Origin of the sequence: Alteromonas sp. 5E99-2 (assembly GCF_017368475.1) — a bacterium.
Classification (GTDB): domain Bacteria; phylum Pseudomonadota; class Gammaproteobacteria; order Enterobacterales; family Alteromonadaceae; genus Alteromonas_F.
This window is the reverse complement of the sequence record NZ_JAFNJE010000007.1, coordinates 1-20,151: the sequence shown is the minus strand read 5'-3', so window position 1 is coordinate 20,151 and position 20,151 is coordinate 1. Positions and strand designations below refer to the sequence as shown.

Below are 20,151 nucleotides of genomic sequence, written 5' to 3'. Positions count from 1 at the left end.
AAAACACCTTTGTGTGGAATAACTCAGAGTGGTTTGAGTTATTCCACAAGATTATGTTAGTTACTTACCAAATTTTAACTCGCTTTTCTTCTGGTAAGAATAACGCGTGGTCCTCTGTCACATTAAATGCTTCATAGAACTCAGGTACATTTCGCAGGGTGCCATTCGCTCTAAATTGAGGCGGTGAATGGCTGTCAGTACTGATTTGCGAACGTACAGCTTCTTCGCGATATTTAGCCGCCCAAACTTGGCCAAAGCCGATAAACACCCTTTGTTCTCCAGTAAAACCATCAAGTACAGGAGAGGCTTTTTCTCCTAAAGACAACTGGTAAGCTTTTAGCGCAATACTAATACCGCCTAAATCTCCAATATTTTCACCTAGTGTGTACTGGCCATTTACGTACAAGCCATTCAGAGCTTCAAAGCTGTTGTATTGATTTACTAACTGGCTGGTGCGCTGTTCAAATTCATGTCTGTCATCATCGGTCCACCAATTTCTCAATGCCCCGTCACCGTCAAACGTACTACCAGAATCGTCAAAGCCATGACCGATTTCATGGCCGATAACTGCGCCAATGCCGCCGTAATTAACCGCGTCTTCTGCTTCCATATCAAAGAAAGGAGGCTGTAAAATTGCAGCTGGGAAAACAATTTCGTTTGCGGTGGGATTGTAATACGCATTTACCGTTTGAGGAGTCATGCCCCATTCCCATTTACGTACTTTACCTTTTTGTTTTTCTAACATTTCGGCGTAGCGAACTTCGGCTAAGTTTTGTAAATTGCCAATGAGGCTTTTACTATCAACGGATAGATTCCCATCATCTCTCCAAGTATCGGGATAGCCAATTTTCACCGTAAATTTAGACAGCTTATCTAAGGCTTGTTGACGGGTCTCATCTGTCATCCAATCTAATTCTGTAATGCTTGTTTTGTAGGCTTTTAGTAAGTTGTCCACCATAACTTCCATACGGGCTTTAGCCTCAGGAGGGAAATGTTGTTTAACGTACACTTTACCTATGATTTCGCCTACAGAACTATTAACCAAGTTGACTCCACGACGCCACATTGGTTGTTGTTGCTCTACGCCACTCATTACTTTGCCAAAGAAGTTAAAATTGGCATCAGCAAATTCTTGAGTTAGATAAGATGCAGATTGATCAAGCACATGCCAACGAAGGTAGGTTTTCCACATTTCTATTGGCGTATCAGTAATTACAGCATCGAGCTGTTTAAGGTAATCGGTTTGCAGTAATACGATGTTGTCCACATCGGCGATATCGGCTTCTGTCAAATAGGCTTGCCAATTAAAGTTAGGCATGATGTTTTTAAGGTCTGAAGTCGGCACCTTGTTGTAATTAACCGCCCAATTTCGAGTGTCTTCCTTCTTCATATGAATATTGGCTACCTTAGTTTCAAGGGCCATGATTTTTTCTGCTTTTACCGTAGCGTCTTTGTCTCCGGCTAGGGCAAGAATAGTGGCAATATGGGCAACATATTCATTTCTAATTCGACTGGATGCTTCGTCGTCTTTGAAATAAAACTCTCTTTCAGGTAAGCCTAACCCACCTTGCCAAAATAGCATCATGTAATAATCGGGATCTTTAAAGTCGGCAAATTGGCTCAGTGCAAACAAGCCTCCTAAGTTATATTTGTTCGCGTAGGCTAAATAGGATGCTAAGTCTTTGTGGTTATTTATGTTTTCGATTCGAGATAATGGGGCTTCTATTGGCGATAGGCCAAGACTATTACGCTGATCAATGTCCATAAATGACTGGTAAAAATCACCTACCTTTTGCTCATCACTTCCTTTCGGGAAGTCGCCGGCTGCCGTAGCTTCAATAATTTCGAGAACGTCTTCTTGAGAGTCGTCGCTTAATTTTGTGAAGGCGCCGTAGCGAGATTTATCGGCGGGAATTTCAAAGTTTTCAAACCATGTACCGTTCACATAAGAAAAGAAGTCGTCACCAGGGTGAATATCCTGATTCATGTTGGCAAGTACTACGCCCGATGATTGTACCGTTTTGGGGGCACTAATGCTTGTTTCCTGTTGCGTAGGCGATGTTGGTGCACAACCGGCAAAAACCATAATAGATAGAGCTGCAGTAATGCTTGATGATAGTATATTTTTTTTCATATTTGATTCTCTTGGTAGTCTTATCTTTAAATACCACGAGATAGTACTTAAAGGGTAGAGATGGAACATATGTTGTAACAACTTTGCTGATATACTTGAAGAAAATCAACAAAATTGAGGTGTTTTATGACTCACACAGGCTTAGCTCTATTAGGCTTTATTATTTGGACACTAACGTTATTGGTAGCGATGGCTGTTTATCGTACCGCCTTGGTGCAAACCAAGAAAAAGGCGACGTTAAAATTTGCTTCTGACGGCAGTGACATACAAGGCTTTGGCGAAAGGCTCACAAGAGCACAAGCAAATTGTTCTGAAAGCTTTGTGTTCATTGGTGGCACATTACTTTATTCCCTAGCCACAAATAACATGGTTATCACTGACAGTTTAGCGCTTATTTTATTGGCCGCTCGTGTTGGGCAATCACTTGTGCATTTGGTTTCCACATCTGATATTGCGATACAAGGCCGCTTTGTTTTGTTTCTTACGCAAATCGGCATTGTTTCTTTTTGGATTTACCGTTTCTTCTTAGTTTAAAGGTTTTATTAACGCTATATGTTTGGATTTTTTGAACGTTTTACTGACGCATTTCCATCACGCGAAGCAAAGCAGCCACCAAAAGGCTTATTGGCATTCTGCTTGTATTATTCGCAAGGAATGTGGCCAGCGCTTTTTTTAGTTTCTTTTTTAAGTGCTGTAATCGCAATGATGGAAGTGGGCTTGTATGGCTTTTTAGGTAAGTTAGTCGACTGGTTCGCATCGCGAGATCCAAACACTTTATTAGCGCAAGAAAAATGGACGTTAATTACAATGGGAGGGGTAGCCCTTGTACTTATTCCAACGGCTGTGTTTTTCCATTCAATGATTAAACAGCAATCGCTAATGGGAAACTTTCCAATGGCGATACGCTGGCAAGCCCATCGGTATTTACTAGGGCAGTCTCTGTCGTTTTACCAAAATGAATTTGCAGGTCGGGTAGCAACAAAGGTAATGCAAACTGCGCTATCGGTCAGAGAAACAGTGTCTAAAATTCTCGATTTAGCCGTGTATGTAGGTGTGTATTTTATTAGTATCTTAGTCTTGTTGTTTAGTGCTGATTGGCGTTTAGCGACAGTGTTAGTGGTGTGGCTAATTGTCTATGTCAGTATATTGAGAATACTGGTGCCGCGAATTAAAGCCGTGTCTCAAGAGCAAGCGAATGCAAGATCATTAATGACAGGTCGAATAGTCGATAGTTACACCAATATTCCTACCGTAAAATTGTTTTCACATAGCCAAAGAGAAGCGGATTATGCCAAAGAAAGCATGGAAGGATTTTTGCACACGGTTTACCCTCAAATGCGTTTGGTTACTGTACTCGAATCAGTTGTAGAGTTAGTTAACGGCTTACTTATTTTTTGTGTTGGTGCGCTGTCGGTCTTTTTTTGGACTCAAGGCACAATTACACCTGGGGATATCGCCATTGCAGTAAGCTTATGTTTGCGTTTAAACGGTATATCTCATTGGATCATGTGGGAAGTGTCGTCATTGTTTGAAAGCTTAGGAACCGTACAAGATGGAATGAATACCTTGGTTACTCCAGTAGAGGTTAAAGACAAGCCTATAACTAAAGACTTAATAGTCAATGGCGGAGCCATTGAATTTAAGCAAATTCAATTTTGTTACCCTGGCCCAAATGACCAGCGTATCGAAGTGTTTAACTCATTGAACCTAAGTATAAAAAAAGGCGAGAAGGTGGGGATAGTTGGGCGTTCTGGAGCGGGTAAGTCTACCTTAGTGAACCTTCTTTTGCGTTTTTACGATATTCAGAGCGGAAAAATCATTATTGATGGGCAAGATATCACTGACGTCAAACAAGAAAACCTGCGTCAAAATATTAGTATGGTTACCCAAGACACTTCGCTAATGCATCGTTCTGTAAGGGAAAATATTATGTATGGTCGCCAAAATGCTACTGACGACGAAATGATGGCGGCAGCGAAACAAGCTGAAGCTCATGAATTTATTTTATCCTTATCTGACAAACAAGGCCGAGTCGGGTATGACGCACATGTTGGCGAGCGAGGTGTGACACTTTCTGGCGGACAACGACAGCGTATTGCCATTGCAAGGGTATTACTTAAAGATGCGCCTATTTTAGTGTTAGACGAAGCGACATCTGCATTGGATTCCGAAGTTGAATCGGCTATTCAAGTTTGTCTAGATAAGGTAATGGAAAATAAGACGGTAATGGCAATAGCACATCGGTTATCAACTATTGCCAAAATGGATAGACTCATTGTAATTGAAAACGGTGAAGTAGTTGAATCAGGATCCCATCAAGATTTGTTAAAGAAGCAGGGGATTTATGCCAAATTATGGGAACATCAAACCGGTGGATTTCTCGGTTTAGAATAATCCACTGTTAAAAGCGCTTGTAAGGAGCAAACGCTTAAGTATAATACGCGTCCCTCCTTTGCGTTTTCCCAGTGTTTATCTCTTTGAAACCACAAAGGAAGTGTAACTATTTAACGCGTATTGCTATTGATTTTATTTAGCAGCACGACTTTAGGGGTGTAGTTCGAATTGGTAGAACAGCGGTCTCCAAAACCGATGGTTGGGGGTTCGAGTCCCTCCACCCCTGCCAACTTATAGAGAATAATCGGGTAAGGCCGGAAACGATCATGAGTGAAAAGACTGAAAATGCGTCAAACCCATTAGACGTAATAAAATGGGTAGTTGCGATTGCGCTATTAGTGGGCGTGGTTACGGCAAATTATTTATATGGTGACGTGTCAGTATTGTATCGCGCATTAGGTGCAGTAGCTGCTGTAGTGGTTGCAGGATTTATTGCCGCATCGACAAGCAAAGGCGCTCAGTTTTTGTTGTTTGCTAAAGATTCCCGTACAGAAGTACGTAAAGTCGTTTGGCCAAGTAGACAAGAAGCAACGCAAACAACCCTTGTTATCATAGCCGCAACGATTGTTGTGGGTTTACTTCTATGGCTTCTTGACCTTGTCATAGTGTGGGGCGTTGGTTTGATTACAGGAATAGGAGCCTAATATGAGCAAGCGCTGGTATGTGGTACAAGCTTTCTCGCAATACGAAGGGCGAGTTAAGAAAACGTTGGAAGAATATATCAAGATGCATGAAATGGAAGACCATTTCGGGCAAATCTTGGTTCCAACTGAAGAAGTTGTCGAAATGCGTGCAGGGCAAAAGCGCAAGTCTGAGCGTAAATTTTATCCAGGCTATGTGTTAGTCGAAATGGATATGAACGAAGACTCTTGGCATTTGGTTAAGAGTGTTCCTAGAGTGCTAGGCTTCATTGGTGGTACTTCTGATAGACCTATGCCAATTACACAACGTGAAGCTGACGCAATTCTGAATCGCCTAGAAGAAAATGTTGATAAGCCTAAGCCTAAAACATTGTTTGAGCCGGGTGAAGTGGTTCGCGTTACTGACGGGCCGTTTGCAGACTTTAATGGTGTTGTTGAAGAAGTTGATTACGAAAAAAGCCGCGTAAAAGTGTCGGTACTTATTTTCGGACGTTCTACGCCAGTCGATCTAGAATTCGGACAAGTAGAAAAAGGTTAAAGATTACTTTAATTTTTTACGAATGGTTTAAAATGGGATGCTTATTAATTAAGCATCCCATTTTTCGTTTTTATCCTTTAAAAAACAAACGTAAATTATCCCTTGCACAACATTTAATCATGCCCTATACTTCGCGGCCCTGAATTATGGAAAGGGAAGCCGTTTGAGCAGATATTCTCGTATTTGCAAGGCGTTAGACCCACAACAGAGAGAAGAAAAATGGCTAAAAAAGTAACTGGCTTAATTAAGCTACAGGTTGCAGCGGGTGCTGCAAACCCAAGTCCTCCGGTTGGTCCTGCTCTAGGTCAACACGGTGTGAACATCATGGAATTCTGTAAAGCGTTTAACGCAAAAACAGAAAGTCTTGAAAAAGGCGCTCCAGTTCCGGTTGAAATTACCGTATATGAAGATCGCTCATTCACGTTTGAGACTAAGACGCCTCCAGCTTCATTCTTATTGAAAAAAGCAGCAGGTATCAAAAGTGGTTCTGGTCGTCCTAATACAGAGAAAGTGGGTACAGTTACTCGCGCTCAATTAGAAGACATCGCAAAAGCGAAAGAACCAGACTTAACCGCTGCAGATTTAGATGCAGCAGTACGCACCATTGCGGGTTCTGCTCGCAGCATGGGCTTAAACGTAGAGGGCTAATCGCATGGCAAAATTAACTAAACGCATGCGGACCATCCGCGAGAAGGTTGACGCAACTAAAGAATACGAAATCAATGAAGCAATCGCTTTGTTGAAAGAGTTTGGCACAGCGAAGTTTGCAGAAAGTGTAGACGTAGCAATCAATCTTGGTATTGATGCTAAGAAATCTGACCAAAACGTACGTGGCGCAACAGTGTTGCCAAATGGTACAGGTAAAGATGTTCGCGTTGCTGTATTTACTCAAGGCGCAAACGTTGACGCAGCTAAAGAAGCTGGTGCTGATGTTGTTGGCATGGAAGACTTAGCTGAACAAGTTAAGAAAGGCGAAATGAACTTTGACGTTGTTGTTGCTAGCCCAGACGCGATGCGTGTGGTTGGTCAACTAGGTCAAATCTTAGGTCCTCGTGGCTTAATGCCTAACCCTAAGACGGGTACTGTAACTCCAGACGTAGCGACAGCAGTTAAAAATGCTAAAGCGGGTCAAGTTCGTTATAGAAACGACAAGAACGGTATCATTCACGCAAGCATTGGTAAAATCGCATTTGAAGCAAATCAAATTCAAGAGAATTTGGATGCATTGCTAGAAGCGCTTAAGAAAGCTAAGCCGTCTTCTGCTAAAGGTGCGTACTTCGGAAAGATTAGCCTAAGCACCACTATGGGTGCTGGCGTGACTGTAGACAAAGCGTCTTTAGGTCAGTAGTAAAGAATGTGGGTTGGGGCGATGTTTTCGAATATCGTTCCCGTCCAAGACCGCAGGTGCGGTGCGTAAGCACTACTTAATGTAACAGCCTGCGCAGACGGTGGTTCGAACCAGACTCTCTGGGGAAAAGACACCGTAGAGCGGTGCAATACGAAAGTGTTGCATCAATCTGTGAACACTGATGTAAGTCGAAAGATAAACATCAGAACTTAAGAGGTGAACTCAGTGGCACTAGGCTTAGCAGCAAAAAAAGAGATCGTAGCAGAAATAAGTGATGTTGCATCTCAAGCTCTATCCGTTGCCGTTGCTGAATACCGTGGGATGGAAGTTGCAGAACTGACTGACCTTCGCGTTAAAGCTCGTGAACAAGGCGTTTATTTACGCGTTGTAAGAAACACATTAGCGAAACGTGCATTGTCAGAAACTAAGTTTGCAGACATGGATAGCGCGCTAACTGGCCCGCTTATTTATGGCTTTTCTTTAGAGGCACCAGGTGGTGCAGCACGTCTTTTTAAAGACTTCTCTAAAAGCAATGACAAACTTAACGTTACTGCACTTTCAATTGGTAGTGGTTTATTGGGTCCAGAAAAATTGGATGCAGTTGCTTCTCTACCTACTCGCGACGAAGCGCTTGCGAAACTACTTGCAACCTTCAAAGCACCGGTTGGGAAATTCGTTCAAACTATCAACGAAGTTCCTTCCAAATTTGTGCGTGTATTGGCGGCAATCAAAGACGAGAAGTAATTCCCGTTTTTGTAATATTGAATTTTTTAACATTTTAAACCCAGGAGTTTAGAGAACATGGCTCTAACTAAAGAAGATATTTTAAACGCGATTGCTGAAATGCCAGTTATGGAATTGGTAGAGCTAATCGAAGCAGCTGAAGAAAAATTCGGCGTTGAAGCAACTGCTGCTGTAGCTGTTGCTGCTGGTCCAGCTGCTGGCGAAGCTGCTGCAGAAGAGAAAACTGAATTTGACGTTGTAATGACTTCATTCGGTGGAAACAAAGTTGCAGTTATCAAAGCTGTTCGCGGCGCAACTGGTCTTGGCTTGAAAGAAGCTAAAGAAGTAGTTGAGTCTGCACCTAAAGCAATTAAAGAAGGCGTTACTAAAGAAGAAGCAGAAGAGCTGAAGAAGCAGCTTGAAGAAGCGGGCGCTGAAGTAGAGCTTAAGTAATCTGACTTTGTCAGTTGCTTGCCTTTACAGGCATAGGCTGGTGGTTTTTTAGCCCCCAGCCTTTTTGCGCTGTGGCGTTTCGAGTTTTATACCAGTTTCTCGAGCCACGAATTTTAAAGAAAAAACGAATGTTTCTGCCAATAAAACCAAATGCTTAACTAATATTTATTAATAAATTGGTGTATGGTTGGTAGAATTGCCTTAAAAAAGGCAAGGGAAGTTTGTTGTTTACAAAATGTAGACAGCAAGTTGGGTCAAAAATCAGCAGGCTGAGGAACCCATGGTTTACTCTTATAGCGAAAAGAAACGTATCCGTAAGGATTTTGGCAAGCGCCCACAGGTATTGGAAATTCCATACCTTCTTTCAATTCAGCTAGATTCATTTAAAAAATTTATCGACGCAGACCCCGAAGGACAATATGGCCTTGAGGCGGCATTCCGTTCTGTTTTTCCGATTAAAAGTTACTCGGGTAATAGTGAACTTCAATATGTGAGCTATCGCTTGGGTGAGCCAGTATTTGACGTGAAAGAATGTCAAATTAGAGGCGTAACTTATTCAGCACCACTTAGGGTTAAATTACGCCTAGTGTTGTTTGATAAAGAAGCGGCCCCTGGTACAGTGAAAGATATCAAAGAACAAGAAGTCTACATGGGTGAAATTCCACTTATGACAGACAATGGTACTTTTGTTATCAACGGAACCGAACGTGTTATTGTTTCTCAATTACACCGTTCACCAGGTGTGTTCTTTGATCATGACAAAGGTAAAACTCACTCTTCGGGTAAAGTGTTGTATAACGCTCGCGTTATTCCTTACCGTGGTTCTTGGTTAGACTTTGAATTTGACCCTAAAGATAACTTGTTTGTTCGTATAGATAGAAGACGGAAATTACCTGCTTCTATTATTTTACGTGCGCTAGAAATGACTACTGAAGAAATCTTAGACGTTTTCTTTGACAAAGTCGGCGTGCGCATTGATGACGACAAATTGAAGATGGAAGTTACGGCTGATCGTCTTCGTGGCGAAACGGCGCAGTTCGATATCTTAGATAACGACGGGAACGTACTAGTTGAAAGTGGCAGAAGAATTTCTGCACGTCATACTCGCGCTCTTGATAAAGCAGGTGTTAAAGAATTAGAAGTACCTGCAGACTATTTAGTCGGTCGTGTTTACGCTGCTACTTATTTTGATGAAGAATCAGGTGAGATCGTCGTTAATGCTAATGATGAAGTAACGTTAGAAAACCTATTAGCGCTTTCTGATGCGAACATCAAAGAGTTCCAAATTCTATATATTAACGAACTAGATCACGGTTCATACATGTCTGATACCTTACGTATCGATGGTTCTACAAATCGCCTTGAAGCGCTTGTAGAAATTTATCGCATGATGCGTCCTGGAGAGCCGCCTACAAAAGATGCTGCTGAGACATTGTTTGATAATTTATTCTTCTCTGATGATAGATATGATCTTTCTTCAGTAGGTAGAATGAAATTCAACCGTCGATTAGGTCGTGAAGCACTTGTAGGTGCAGGTATTCTAGATAAAGACGACATAGTTTCAGTAATGAAACGCCTTATCATGATCCGTGATGGTAAAGATGACGTCGATGATATCGATCACTTAGGTAACCGTCGTATTCGCTCTGTGGGCGAAATGGCTGAAAACCAATTCCGCGTTGGTCTTGTTCGCGTGGAAAGAGCAGTAAAAGAGCGTTTAAGCTTAGGCGACCTTGATGCAATCATGCCTCAAGATCTTATTAATGCTAAACCGATTTCTGCCGCGGTTAAGGAATTCTTCGGTTCAAGTCAGTTATCTCAGTTTATGGATCAAAACAATCCATTGTCTGAAGTAACTCATAAACGTCGTATTTCTGCTTTAGGCCCGGGTGGTCTAACTCGTGAACGCGCCGGGTTTGAAGTTCGAGACGTACACCCGACTCACTATGGTCGTGTATGTCCTATCGAAACACCTGAAGGTCCAAACATTGGTCTGATTAACTCGCTATCAAGTTTTGCACGTACAAACAGCTTTGGCTTCCTAGAGACGCCATATCGCCGTGTAGAAAATGGTGTTGTTACCGATCAAATTGATTACCTATCTGCTATTGAAGAAGGTCAATACGCAATCGCTCAGGCGAACGTAGCCTTGACTGAAAACAATGAGTTGGTTGATGAGCTTATCCCATGTCGTCACCGCGGTGAAACAACATTGATGCAAACTGATGACATCAAATATATGGATGTTTCCCCTCAGCAGATCGTATCGATTGCAGCAAGCATAATTCCATTCCTTGAACACGATGATGCTAACCGAGCCCTAATGGGATCGAACATGCAACGTCAAGCTGTGCCAACACTACGTGCTGATAAGCCGTTAGTAGGTACAGGTATGGAAAAAATCGTAGCGGTTGATTCCGGTGTAACCGTTGTTGCTAAACGTGGTGGTGTTGTTGATTACGTAGATGCGAGCCGAATTGTTGTTAAGGTTAATGAAACCGAAATGGCAGCTGGTGAAGCTGGTATCGATATCTACAATCTAACTAAATACACCCGTTCTAACCAGAACACCTGTATTAACCAACGTCCAACATGTAACGTTGGTGAGCCTGTTGTTGTGGGTGACGTTCTAGCTGATGGCCCGTCTACAGATATGGGTGAATTGGCACTAGGGCAAAACATGCGTATCGCATTTATGCCTTGGAATGGTTACAACTTCGAGGATTCAATCCTTATTTCTGAGCGTGTTGCTCAAGAAGATCGCTTCACAACCATCCATATTCAAGAACTAAGCTGTATCGCTCGAGATACTAAGCTAGGTCCAGAAGAAATCAGTTCAGATATCCCTAATGTTGGTGAATCTGCACTGGGTAAATTGGATGAATCAGGTGTTGTATATATTGGTGCTGAAGTTAAAGGCGGCGATATATTAGTAGGTAAAGTGACACCTAAAGGTGAAACTCAACTTACGCCTGAAGAAAAACTATTAAGAGCCATTTTTGGTGAAAAAGCATCTGACGTTAAAGATACTTCTTTACGTGTTCCTAACAGCGTACACGGTACAGTAATCGACGTTCAGGTCTTCACTCGCGACGGTGTTGAAAAAGACAAACGCGCGCTAGAAATTGAAGATATGCAGCTTCGCCAAGTGAAGAAAGACCTAAGTGACGAATTTAATATTTTAGCTGATGGTATTTTCGCTCGCGCTCAAAGCCTAATGGTTCAGGCTGGTGTTGACTTGGGTAAACTAGAGTCTATGCCTCGCGAGAAGTGGTTTGATATTCCACTTAAAGAAATAAGTGCACAAGAAGCACTTGATCAAATTGCTGAACAGCACGGTGAAATTAAAGCCGACTTCGATAAGAAGTATGAAATCAAGCGTCGTAAGATTACACAAGGTGATGATTTACAACCGGGTGTATTGAAAATTGTAAAAGTGTACTTAGCGGTTAAGCGTCATATCCAGCCTGGTGATAAAATGGCTGGTCGTCACGGAAACAAAGGTGTTATCTCTGCTATTCAACCGGTAGAAGATATGCCATACGATGATAACGGCGAACCTGTTGACATCGTGTTGAACCCACTAGGGGTTCCGTCGCGAATGAACATTGGTCAGATCCTTGAAACGCATTTAGGTATGGCAGCTCGTGGTATTGGTGTGAAAATTGACGCCATGATTAAAGAGCAGCAAGAAATGGCTAAATTGCGCTCGTTCCTTACAGAGGTATACGAGTTAGGTAATTCACGACAAGAAGTGGATATTGCGTCATTTACCGATGACGAAGTAAAACGTCTTGCTGAAAACCTACGTAAAGGACTACCTGTTGCAACACCAGTATTTGATGGTGCAACTGAGCGTGAAATTAAAGACCTACTTAAACTAGGTGATATTCCAGAAAGTGGACAAATTACCTTGTTTGACGGCCGTACTGGTAACTCTTTTGAGCGTCCAGTTACCGTAGGTTACATGTATATGTTGAAACTGAATCACTTGGTTGATGACAAAATGCATGCGCGTTCTACAGGTTCATATAGTTTGGTTACACAGCAACCTCTGGGCGGTAAAGCTCAGTTCGGTGGTCAGCGCTTCGGAGAGATGGAAGTGTGGGCACTTGAAGCATATGGTGCTGCGTATACACTTCAAGAAATGTTGACTGTTAAGTCGGATGACGTTAACGGCCGTACTAAGATGTATAAAAACATCGTAGACGGAGACCATAGAATGGAACCAGGCATGCCTGAATCTTTCAACGTATTGTTGAAAGAAATTCGTTCATTGGGTATCAACATCGAGCTTGAAGAAAACTAAGCCGAAGTACGATATAAGACAGGGGGCTTGGTAATCGATAGGTTACTAAGCCTTAAGAAACTGACTCCGCTGGGAGAAAAATGTGAAAGACTTACTTAAGTTTCTAAAGCAACAAAATAAGACTGAAGAATTCGACAATATTCGAATTGGTCTTGCATCACCAGATATGATCCGTTCATGGTCATTTGGTGAGGTTAAAAAACCTGAAACGATCAACTACCGTACGTTCAAACCAGAACGTGACGGTCTTTTTTGTGCGCGTATTTTTGGTCCAGTAAAAGACTATGAATGCTTGTGTGGAAAATATAAAAGACTTAAGCACCGTGGTGTAATTTGTGAGAAATGTGGCGTTGAAGTTACGTTAACTAAAGTGCGTCGTGAACGCATGGGTCACATCGAACTGGCAAGCCCAGTTGCTCACATTTGGTTCTTGAAATCACTACCGTCTCGTATCGGCTTAATGCTAGATATGACGTTGCGTGACATAGAACGCGTGCTTTATTTTGAAAGCTATGTAGTGACTGAGCCGGGTATGACTACCCTAGAGCGAAGCCAACTTCTTACTGAAGAAGAATATTTGGATTCACTTGAAGAGCACGGTGATGAATTCGACGCCAAAATGGGTGCAGAAGCAGTTTTTGAATTGTTACTAGCATTGGATGTTGACGGCGACGTTGCGTCTATGCGTGAAGAGTTGCCTTCGATCAACTCTGAAACAAAACGTAAGAAGATCACTAAGCGCTTGAAGTTACTTGAATCATTCCAACAATCAGGTAACAAGCCTGAGTGGATGATCCTAACAGTGCTTCCAGTTCTTCCACCTGATTTACGTCCATTAGTACCTTTGGATGGTGGTCGTTTTGCAACGTCTGACCTTAACGATTTGTATCGCCGTGTTATTAACCGTAATAACCGTCTTAAGCGTCTTCTAGACCTTGCTGCACCAGATATCATCGTACGTAACGAAAAGCGTATGTTACAAGAAGCGGTTGATGCCCTACTTGATAACGGTCGTCGCGGTCGTGCGATTACGGGTTCCAACAAGCGTCCATTGAAATCTCTTGCCGATATGATTAAAGGTAAGCAGGGTCGTTTCCGTCAGAACTTACTAGGTAAGCGTGTTGATTACTCTGGTCGTTCAGTTATTACTGTTGGTCCTACATTACGTCTTCATCAGTGTGGTTTACCGAAGAAGATGGCATTGGAATTATTCAAGCCATTTATTTACGGTAAATTAGAAGGGCGTGGTCTTGCAACTACCATTAAAGCGGCTAAGAAATTAGTTGAACGTGAAGCGCCGGAAGTTTGGGATGTACTCGACGATGTTATTCGTGAACACCCAGTTATGCTTAACCGTGCACCTACACTTCACCGTTTGGGTATTCAAGCGTTTGAACCTACCCTAATTGAAGGTAAAGCAATTCAGCTTCACCCACTCGTTTGTGCGGCATATAACGCCGACTTCGATGGTGACCAAATGGCTGTACACGTACCTTTGACTATTGAAGCTCAGCTTGAAGCTCGTGCTTTGATGATGTCTACCAATAACATTCTTTCACCTGCAAATGGTGAGCCGATCATCGTACCTTCACAGGACGTTGTATTAGGTCTTTATTATTTGACACGTGATAAAGTGAACGGACGCGGTGAAGGCATGCTTTTCACCAGCCCACATGAAGCAGAAAAAGCGTACCGTACAGGTAATGCTGAGCTGCATTCACGGGTTAAAGTTCGTATCACTGAATATGATATCGCTGAAGATGGCAGCAAGTCTGAAAGAGTTACCTTAACGGATACTACCGTTGGACGTGCAATTTTCTCGTTAATCCTGCCAAAAGGGTTACCGTTCGAAATCATTAACCAAGCTATGGGTAAAAAGCAAATTTCTAAATTGCTGAATGCTTGTTACCGTACTTTGGGCTTGAAAGATACGGTTATCGCGGCTGACCAAGTTATGTATACAGGTTTCCACTACGCAATGATTGCGGGTGCATCTGTAGGTATTGACGACATGGTTATCCCTGCTGCCAAGAAAGAAATCATCGACGAGGCTGAAGCCGAAGTTATCGAGATTCAAGAGCAATTCCAAAATGGTCTTGTAACTGCAGGTGAGCGATACAACAAAGTTATCGATATTTGGTCAAATGCGAACGAAAAGGTCGCAAAAGCCATGATGGATAACTTGAAAACAGAAACAGTTATCAACCGTGACGGTGAAGAAGAAGAGCAATCTTCATTCAACTCAGTTTACATGATGGCCGATTCAGGTGCTCGTGGTAGTGCTGCACAGATTCGTCAATTGGCGGGTATGCGTGGTCTGATGGCGAAACCAGATGGTTCAATCATTGAAACACCGATTACAGCAAACTTCCGTGAAGGTCTAAACGTACTTCAGTACTTTATTTCTACTCACGGTGCTCGTAAAGGTTTGGCCGATACCGCATTGAAAACTGCTAACTCGGGTTACCTAACTCGTCGTCTAGTTGATGTTGCACAAGATTTAGTTATTACTAAAGCTGATTGCGGCACGTTTGAAGGTGTAACAATGACTCCACTTATTGAAGGTGGTGACGTTGTTGAACCGTTACGCGAACGTGTGTTGGGTCGAGTTGTAGCAGAAGACGTTGTTAAACCTGGTACTGATGAAGTATTAGTAGAGCGTAACCAGATTCTAGATGAAGCGCTGGTTGATATGCTTGAAGCAAACTCTGTTGACCAAATGAAAGTACGCTCTGTTATCACTTGTGATAACGACTTCGGTGTATGTGCTAACTGTTATGGTCGTGACCTAGCCCGCGGTAATATCGTTGGTATGGGTGAGTCGGTTGGTGTTATTGCAGCACAATCTATCGGTGAACCAGGTACACAGCTTACCATGCGTACATTCCACATCGGTGGTGCGGCATCAAGAGCGTCTGCTGAAAACAGTGTTCAGGTTAAGAGTGATGGTAACTTAAAACTTCATAATGCGAAGTTTGTACGTAACTCTGATAACAAAGTTGTTATTGTTTCTCGTTCAACTGAATTGACTATGATTGATAGTCAAGGTCGTGAGCGTGAGCGTTATAAAGTGCCTTATGGTGCCATCCTTACTATTGATGATGGTGCAAGCGTATCAGCTGGCGACATTGTTGCTAACTGGGACCCACATAGTCACCCAATCGTTCTTGAGAGAGAAGCGAAGATCAGTTTTGCTGACATAGATGACAGCAACACAGAAATGCAACAAGACGAACTTACTGGTTTGACCCGTGTTGTAGTTAAAGATCTTGCTAAGGTTAACACTAAAGAGCCTAAGCTTATTCTTGATAGCGATGAGCATGGCTTACAAGAAATTCGTTTACCAAGCTTTACGACAATCGAAGCCATTGATGGAAAAATTGCAAATGCAGGTGATGTATTAGCACGTATTCCTCAAGAGAGTTCGAAAACTCGTGATATTACGGGTGGTCTACCTCGCGTTGCCGATCTATTCGAAGCGCGTAAGCCTAAAGAGCCTGCAATATTAGCTGAAGTATCGGGTACCATTGGTTTCGGTAAAGAAACTAAAGGTAAGAAACGTCTAGTTATTACACCTAAAGACGGCGATCCGTACGAAGAAATGATTCCTAAGTGGCGTCAACTAAACGTATTTGAAGGTGAGTCGGTAGAAAAAGGTGAAGTTATTGCTGATGGTCCTGAGTCTCCACATGACATATTACGTCTACGTGGTATCAGTGCCGTTTCTAACTATATCGTTAATGAAGTACAAGAAGTTTACCGCCTACAAGGGGTGAAAATTAACGATAAGCATATCGAAGTTGTTATTAGACAAATGCTTCGTAAGTGCATGATTACTGCTCCTGGAGACAGCCGTTTCCTTGAGGGTGAACAAGTTGAAGTATCAGCAGTTAAGATAGCGAATCGAGAATTAGAACGCCAAGGCAAGCTACCTGTTTTGTATGAAACACAGCTACTAGGTATTACGAAAGCATCACTGTCTACTGAGTCGTTTATATCTGCGGCCTCTTTCCAAGAAACCACTCGTGTTCTTACGGAAGCAGCGGTTCAAGGTAAAGAAGATGATTTACGTGGTCTGAAAGAAAACGTAATCGTTGGTCGACTTATTCCAGCGGGTACTGGTTTCTCTTACCATCAGAAACGTGCAGAGCAGCGCGCATCTGAAATGGCTGAGATGTCTGTATCTGCGGAAGAAGCAGAGCAAGCTCTATCTGAAGCATTAAATGCTGAAGTAGAGCAAGACGGTCAAGAGTAATTATTGTACAGGAGACTGTATAATTCTTGACACAGCGGTACTTGATCTTTAATATTCCGCGACCAAATTTTGGTCGCGGTTTTTCTTTATATATAAAGGTCGAGCAAAAAACCGTGTGAATGACCCGACGAATGTTGGGTTTTTGTAGTTTTTTAATCAGGAGCTAGTTAATGGCAACAGTTAACCAGTTAGTGCGCAAGCCCCGCAAAAAGCCCGTTGAAAAAAGCAACGTAGCTGCATTGCAAGCTTGTCCACAACGTCGTGGTGTATGTACTCGTGTATATACTACTACGCCAAAGAAACCAAACTCAGCACTGCGTAAAGTATGTCGTGTGCGTCTAACCAATGGTTTTGAAGTTTCTTCATACATTGGTGGTGAAGGCCACAACTTGCAAGAGCATAGTGTTGTACTAATTCGTGGTGGTCGTGTTAAAGACTTACCAGGTGTGCGTTATCACACCGTACGCGGCACATTAGATTGCGCTGGCGTAAACGATCGTAAACAAGCCCGTTCTAAATACGGTGCGAAGAAGCCTAAGTCTTAACGGTACTCCGTTAGTAAGGCCAAACTGAATAATTATTGTTTTGGGTTATACCTGAAAGTCTACGGAGATTTAAGATGCCAAGAAGACGAGTCGTAGGTCAAAGAAAGATCCTACCTGATCCTAAGTTCGGATCACAGTTACTAGCTAAATTTATGAACGTTGTTATGTTGGACGGTAAAAAGTCCACAGCTGAAAAAATCGTTTACGGTGCGCTTGATATAGTTGCTGAAAAAACTAGCAAAGACCATCTTGACGTGTTCGAAGAAGCACTAGACAACATCCGCCCTACTGTCGAGGTTAAATCTCGTCGTGTTGGTGGTTCAACGTACCAAGTACCAGTTGAAGTTCGTCCAGTTCGTCGTAACGCGTTAGGTATGCGTTGGTTAGTAGAAGCTGCGCGTAAACGTGGTGAGAAATCAATGGCTCAGCGCCTAGCTGCAGAAATGCTCGATGCAGCGGATAACAAAGGTTCTGCGGTTAAGAAACGTGAAGACGTTCACCGTATGGCTGATGCGAACAAAGCGTTCGCGCATTACCGTTGGTAATCAAGGTTTAAGGAATAAGAAACCGCTATGCCTCGTAAAACTCCTATCGAACGATATCGCAATATTGGTATTGTTGCTCATGTGGACGCGGGTAAAACCACGACCACAGAGCGTGTTTTGTTCTATACAGGTTTATCTCACAAAATTGGTGAGGTTCACGACGGTGCTGCAACCATGGATTGGATGGAGCAAGAACAAGAGCGAGGCATAACTATTACCTCGGCTGCTACTACCTGCTTTTGGCAAGGTATGCAGAAACAGTTCGACCAACACCGCATCAACATTATTGACACTCCAGGACACGTAGACTTCACTATTGAAGTTGAACGTTCTTTGCGAGTTTTAGATGGTGCGGTTGTTGTATTTTGCGGTTCTTCAGGTGTAGAGCCTCAATCTGAAACCGTATGGCGTCAAGCCGATAAATACGAAGTACCTCGTTTAGTGTTCGTTAATAAGATGGACAGAGCAGGTGCTGACTTCGAGCGTGTTGTGGAGCAAATCCGCAAGCGATTAGGGGCGACTTGTGTTCCTATTCACCTAAACATTGGTGCTGAAGAAGAGTTTCAAGGTGTCATCGACCTTATCAAGATGAAAGCAATTAATTGGAATGCTGAAGACTTAGGTATGACATTTACCTATGAAGACATTCCTGCTGAGCTATTAGAAAATGCGCGGCAATACCGCACCGAGCTTGTAGAAGCAGCTGCGGAAGCAAATGACGACTTAATGAACGCCTATTTGGAAGGCGAAGAGTTAAGCGAAGAACAAATTATTGAAGGTTTGCGAACACGTACGTTAAATAACGAAATTGTGCTTGCGACCTGCGGTAGTGCATTTAAGAACAAAGGTGTTCAAGCGGTGCTCGACGCTGTTGTTCAGTTTTTGCCATCGCCTACAGAGGTGAAAGCAATCACGGGTGTACTAGACGATAAAAATGAAACTGAAGCAGAACGTCAATCAAGCGATGATGAACCTTTCTCTGCATTAGCATTTAAAATTGCTACAGACCCTTTCGTTGGAACCTTAACCTTCTTCCGTTGTTATTCGGGTGTGGTGAAAACCGGCGACACTATATACAACCCTGTGAAAGGAAAACGAGAGCGTTTTGGGCGAATTGTTCAAATGCATTCTAAAGACCGAGAAGAGCTTAAAGAAGTTCGTGCGGGAGATATTGCCGCAGCTATTGGTCTTAAAGATGTTACTACGGGTGACACACTATGTGACCCAAGTAATATTATTACCCTTGAGCGTATGGAATTCCCAGATCCTGTAATTTCTATTGCGGTAGAGCCTCGCTCTCAAGCAGATCAAGAAAAAATGGGCATTGCGCTAGGAAAATTAACTGCTGAAGACCCCTCTTTTAAAGTTAAAACAGATGATGAAACCGGTCAGACAATTATTTCTGGAATGGGTGAGCTACACCTTGATATTATTGTCGACAGAATGAAACGAGAATTTAGTGTCGAATGTAACGTAGGTAAGCCTCAAGTTGCCTATCGTGAAACGATTCGTTCAGCGGTTGAAGTTGAAGGTAAATTTGTTCGTCAGTCGGGAGGAAGAGGGCAATTTGGTCATGTGTGGCTTAAGATTGAACCTCAAGAAGAAGGCGCAGGCTACGAGTTTGTTAACGATATCGTTGGCGGTGTGGTGCCAAAAGAATTCATTCCTGCGGTAGACAAAGGCATTCAAGAACAGATGCGTAGCGGCGTGTTAGCAGGTTATCCTGTTCTAGATGTAAAGGTTACTTTGTACGATGGTTCGTATCATGATGTTGACTCTTCTGAAATGGCGTTTAAAATCGCGGGGTCGATGGGCTTTAAAAAAGGTTCAGCAGAAGCTGATCCAGTTTTATTAGAACCAACCATGAAAGTGGAAGTCACTACCCCAGAAGATTGGATGGGTGATGTTGTTGGCGACTTAAATCGCCGTCGCGGTATGATAGATGGAATGGAAGATGGTATTGCCGGCGTAAAAATTGTACGTGCGAAAGTACCATTGTCTGAAATGTTTGGGTATGCCACAGATTTGCGTTCACAAACGCAAGGAAGAGCGTCATACTCAATGGAATTTTTTAATTATTCGGAAACGCCAAATGCAGTAGCAAAGGCGATTATCGAATCTAGAGTTTAAATTGAAGGTTCGGTCCGGTCTGTTTTGGGTCGGACTTTTAACATTAGGAAACGAGAGAAATGGCAAAAGAAAAGTTTGAACGCACAAAACCCCATGTCAACGTAGGTACAATTGGACACGTTGACCATGGTAAAAC

The 20,151-nt window shown here is 42.7% G+C and carries 14 protein-coding genes, 1 tRNA gene and 1 pseudogene; 15 read left to right on the top strand and 1 reads right to left on the bottom strand.

From position 1 onward, the window contains the following. Positions 1-64: 64 nt before the first annotated feature. Complete coding sequence (locus tag J3L16_RS08790) at positions 65-2,134, bottom strand: M13-type metalloendopeptidase (protein ID WP_207612601.1); 2,070 nt, start codon at positions 2,132-2,134, stop codon at positions 65-67. A gap of 126 nt (positions 2,135-2,260) precedes the next feature. Here J3L16_RS08790 and J3L16_RS08785 point away from each other — a divergent pair, with 126 nt between their 5' ends. From J3L16_RS08785 to J3L16_RS08715, 15 genes and pseudogenes are all read left to right on the top strand, one after another. Further along, complete coding sequence (locus tag J3L16_RS08785) at positions 2,261-2,668, top strand: MAPEG family protein (protein WP_207612600.1); 408 nt, start codon at positions 2,261-2,263, stop codon at positions 2,666-2,668. Positions 2,669-2,686: 18 nt separating this feature from the next. Then, entirely contained in the window at positions 2,687-4,528 is a 1,842-nt protein-coding gene (locus J3L16_RS08780; RefSeq protein WP_207612599.1) for an ABC transporter ATP-binding protein, read from the top strand. A 152-nt stretch (positions 4,529-4,680) separates the two neighbouring features. Next, a tRNA-Trp gene (locus J3L16_RS08775) sits at positions 4,681-4,757 on the top strand. A gap of 37 nt (positions 4,758-4,794) precedes the next feature. Next, positions 4,795-5,172: a preprotein translocase subunit SecE gene (gene secE / locus J3L16_RS08770; RefSeq protein WP_207612598.1), complete on the top strand. Its 378-nt coding sequence runs from the start codon at positions 4,795-4,797 to the stop codon at positions 5,170-5,172. A gap of 1 nt (position 5,173) precedes the next feature. Next, on the top strand, positions 5,174-5,707 hold the full coding sequence (gene nusG / locus J3L16_RS08765; RefSeq protein WP_207612597.1) for a transcription termination/antitermination protein NusG: 534 nt from the start codon (positions 5,174-5,176) through the stop codon (positions 5,705-5,707). A 219-nt stretch (positions 5,708-5,926) separates the two neighbouring features. Next, on the top strand, positions 5,927-6,355 hold the full coding sequence (gene rplK / locus J3L16_RS08760; RefSeq protein WP_207612596.1) for a 50S ribosomal protein L11: 429 nt from the start codon (positions 5,927-5,929) through the stop codon (positions 6,353-6,355). Positions 6,356-6,359: 4 nt separating this feature from the next. Further along, the gene (gene rplA, locus J3L16_RS08755) at positions 6,360-7,055 is read left to right on the top strand and encodes a 50S ribosomal protein L1 (RefSeq protein ID WP_207612595.1); all 696 of its coding nucleotides are present in this window, start codon (positions 6,360-6,362) and stop codon (positions 7,053-7,055) included. Positions 7,056-7,280: 225 nt separating this feature from the next. Beyond that, positions 7,281-7,799 carry a 50S ribosomal protein L10 gene (gene rplJ, locus J3L16_RS08750; protein ID WP_207612594.1) on the top strand — a complete coding sequence of 173 codons (519 nt, stop codon included), beginning with the start codon at positions 7,281-7,283 and terminating at the stop codon, positions 7,797-7,799. Positions 7,800-7,856: 57 nt separating this feature from the next. Next, complete coding sequence (gene rplL, locus J3L16_RS08745) at positions 7,857-8,231, top strand: 50S ribosomal protein L7/L12 (protein WP_207612593.1); 375 nt, start codon at positions 7,857-7,859, stop codon at positions 8,229-8,231. Positions 8,232-8,511: 280 nt separating this feature from the next. Continuing rightward, positions 8,512-12,540 carry a DNA-directed RNA polymerase subunit beta gene (gene rpoB, locus J3L16_RS08740; RefSeq protein WP_207612592.1) on the top strand — a complete coding sequence of 1,343 codons (4,029 nt, stop codon included), beginning with the start codon at positions 8,512-8,514 and terminating at the stop codon, positions 12,538-12,540. Positions 12,541-12,622: 82 nt separating this feature from the next. Continuing rightward, the gene (rpoC, locus tag J3L16_RS08735) at positions 12,623-16,795 is read left to right on the top strand and encodes a DNA-directed RNA polymerase subunit beta' (protein ID WP_207612591.1); all 4,173 of its coding nucleotides are present in this window, start codon (positions 12,623-12,625) and stop codon (positions 16,793-16,795) included. Positions 16,796-16,965: 170 nt separating this feature from the next. Further along, positions 16,966-17,340 (top strand): 30S ribosomal protein S12, encoded by a 375-nt coding sequence (gene rpsL / locus J3L16_RS08730; protein WP_013786326.1) that lies wholly within the window; start codon positions 16,966-16,968, stop codon positions 17,338-17,340. Between the two features lie 74 nt (positions 17,341-17,414). Beyond that, positions 17,415-17,885, top strand: a complete 471-nt coding sequence (rpsG, locus tag J3L16_RS08725) for a 30S ribosomal protein S7 (protein ID WP_207612590.1) — start codon at positions 17,415-17,417, stop codon at positions 17,883-17,885. Between the two features lie 27 nt (positions 17,886-17,912). Next, on the top strand, positions 17,913-20,015 hold the full coding sequence (fusA, locus tag J3L16_RS08720) for an elongation factor G (protein ID WP_207612589.1): 2,103 nt from the start codon (positions 17,913-17,915) through the stop codon (positions 20,013-20,015). A gap of 59 nt (positions 20,016-20,074) precedes the next feature. Next, positions 20,075-20,151, top strand: a pseudogene (locus J3L16_RS08715) (elongation factor Tu); the annotation flags it as partial.

Coding starts and splice junctions, on each gene's coding strand:
- J3L16_RS08790 (WP_207612601.1), bottom strand. CDS start 2,134: ATGAAAAAAAATATACTATCATCAAGCATTACTGCAGCTCTATCTATT.
- J3L16_RS08785 (WP_207612600.1), top strand. CDS start 2,261: ATGACTCACACAGGCTTAGCTCTATTAGGCTTTATTATTTGGACACTA.
- J3L16_RS08780 (WP_207612599.1), top strand. CDS start 2,687: ATGTTTGGATTTTTTGAACGTTTTACTGACGCATTTCCATCACGCGAA.
- secE (WP_207612598.1), top strand. CDS start 4,795: ATGAGTGAAAAGACTGAAAATGCGTCAAACCCATTAGACGTAATAAAA.
- nusG (WP_207612597.1), top strand. CDS start 5,174: ATGAGCAAGCGCTGGTATGTGGTACAAGCTTTCTCGCAATACGAAGGG.
- rplK (WP_207612596.1), top strand. CDS start 5,927: ATGGCTAAAAAAGTAACTGGCTTAATTAAGCTACAGGTTGCAGCGGGT.
- rplA (WP_207612595.1), top strand. CDS start 6,360: ATGGCAAAATTAACTAAACGCATGCGGACCATCCGCGAGAAGGTTGAC.
- rplL (WP_207612593.1), top strand. CDS start 7,857: ATGGCTCTAACTAAAGAAGATATTTTAAACGCGATTGCTGAAATGCCA.
- rpoB (WP_207612592.1), top strand. CDS start 8,512: ATGGTTTACTCTTATAGCGAAAAGAAACGTATCCGTAAGGATTTTGGC.
- rpsL (WP_013786326.1), top strand. CDS start 16,966: ATGGCAACAGTTAACCAGTTAGTGCGCAAGCCCCGCAAAAAGCCCGTT.
- rpsG (WP_207612590.1), top strand. CDS start 17,415: ATGCCAAGAAGACGAGTCGTAGGTCAAAGAAAGATCCTACCTGATCCT.
- fusA (WP_207612589.1), top strand. CDS start 17,913: ATGCCTCGTAAAACTCCTATCGAACGATATCGCAATATTGGTATTGTT.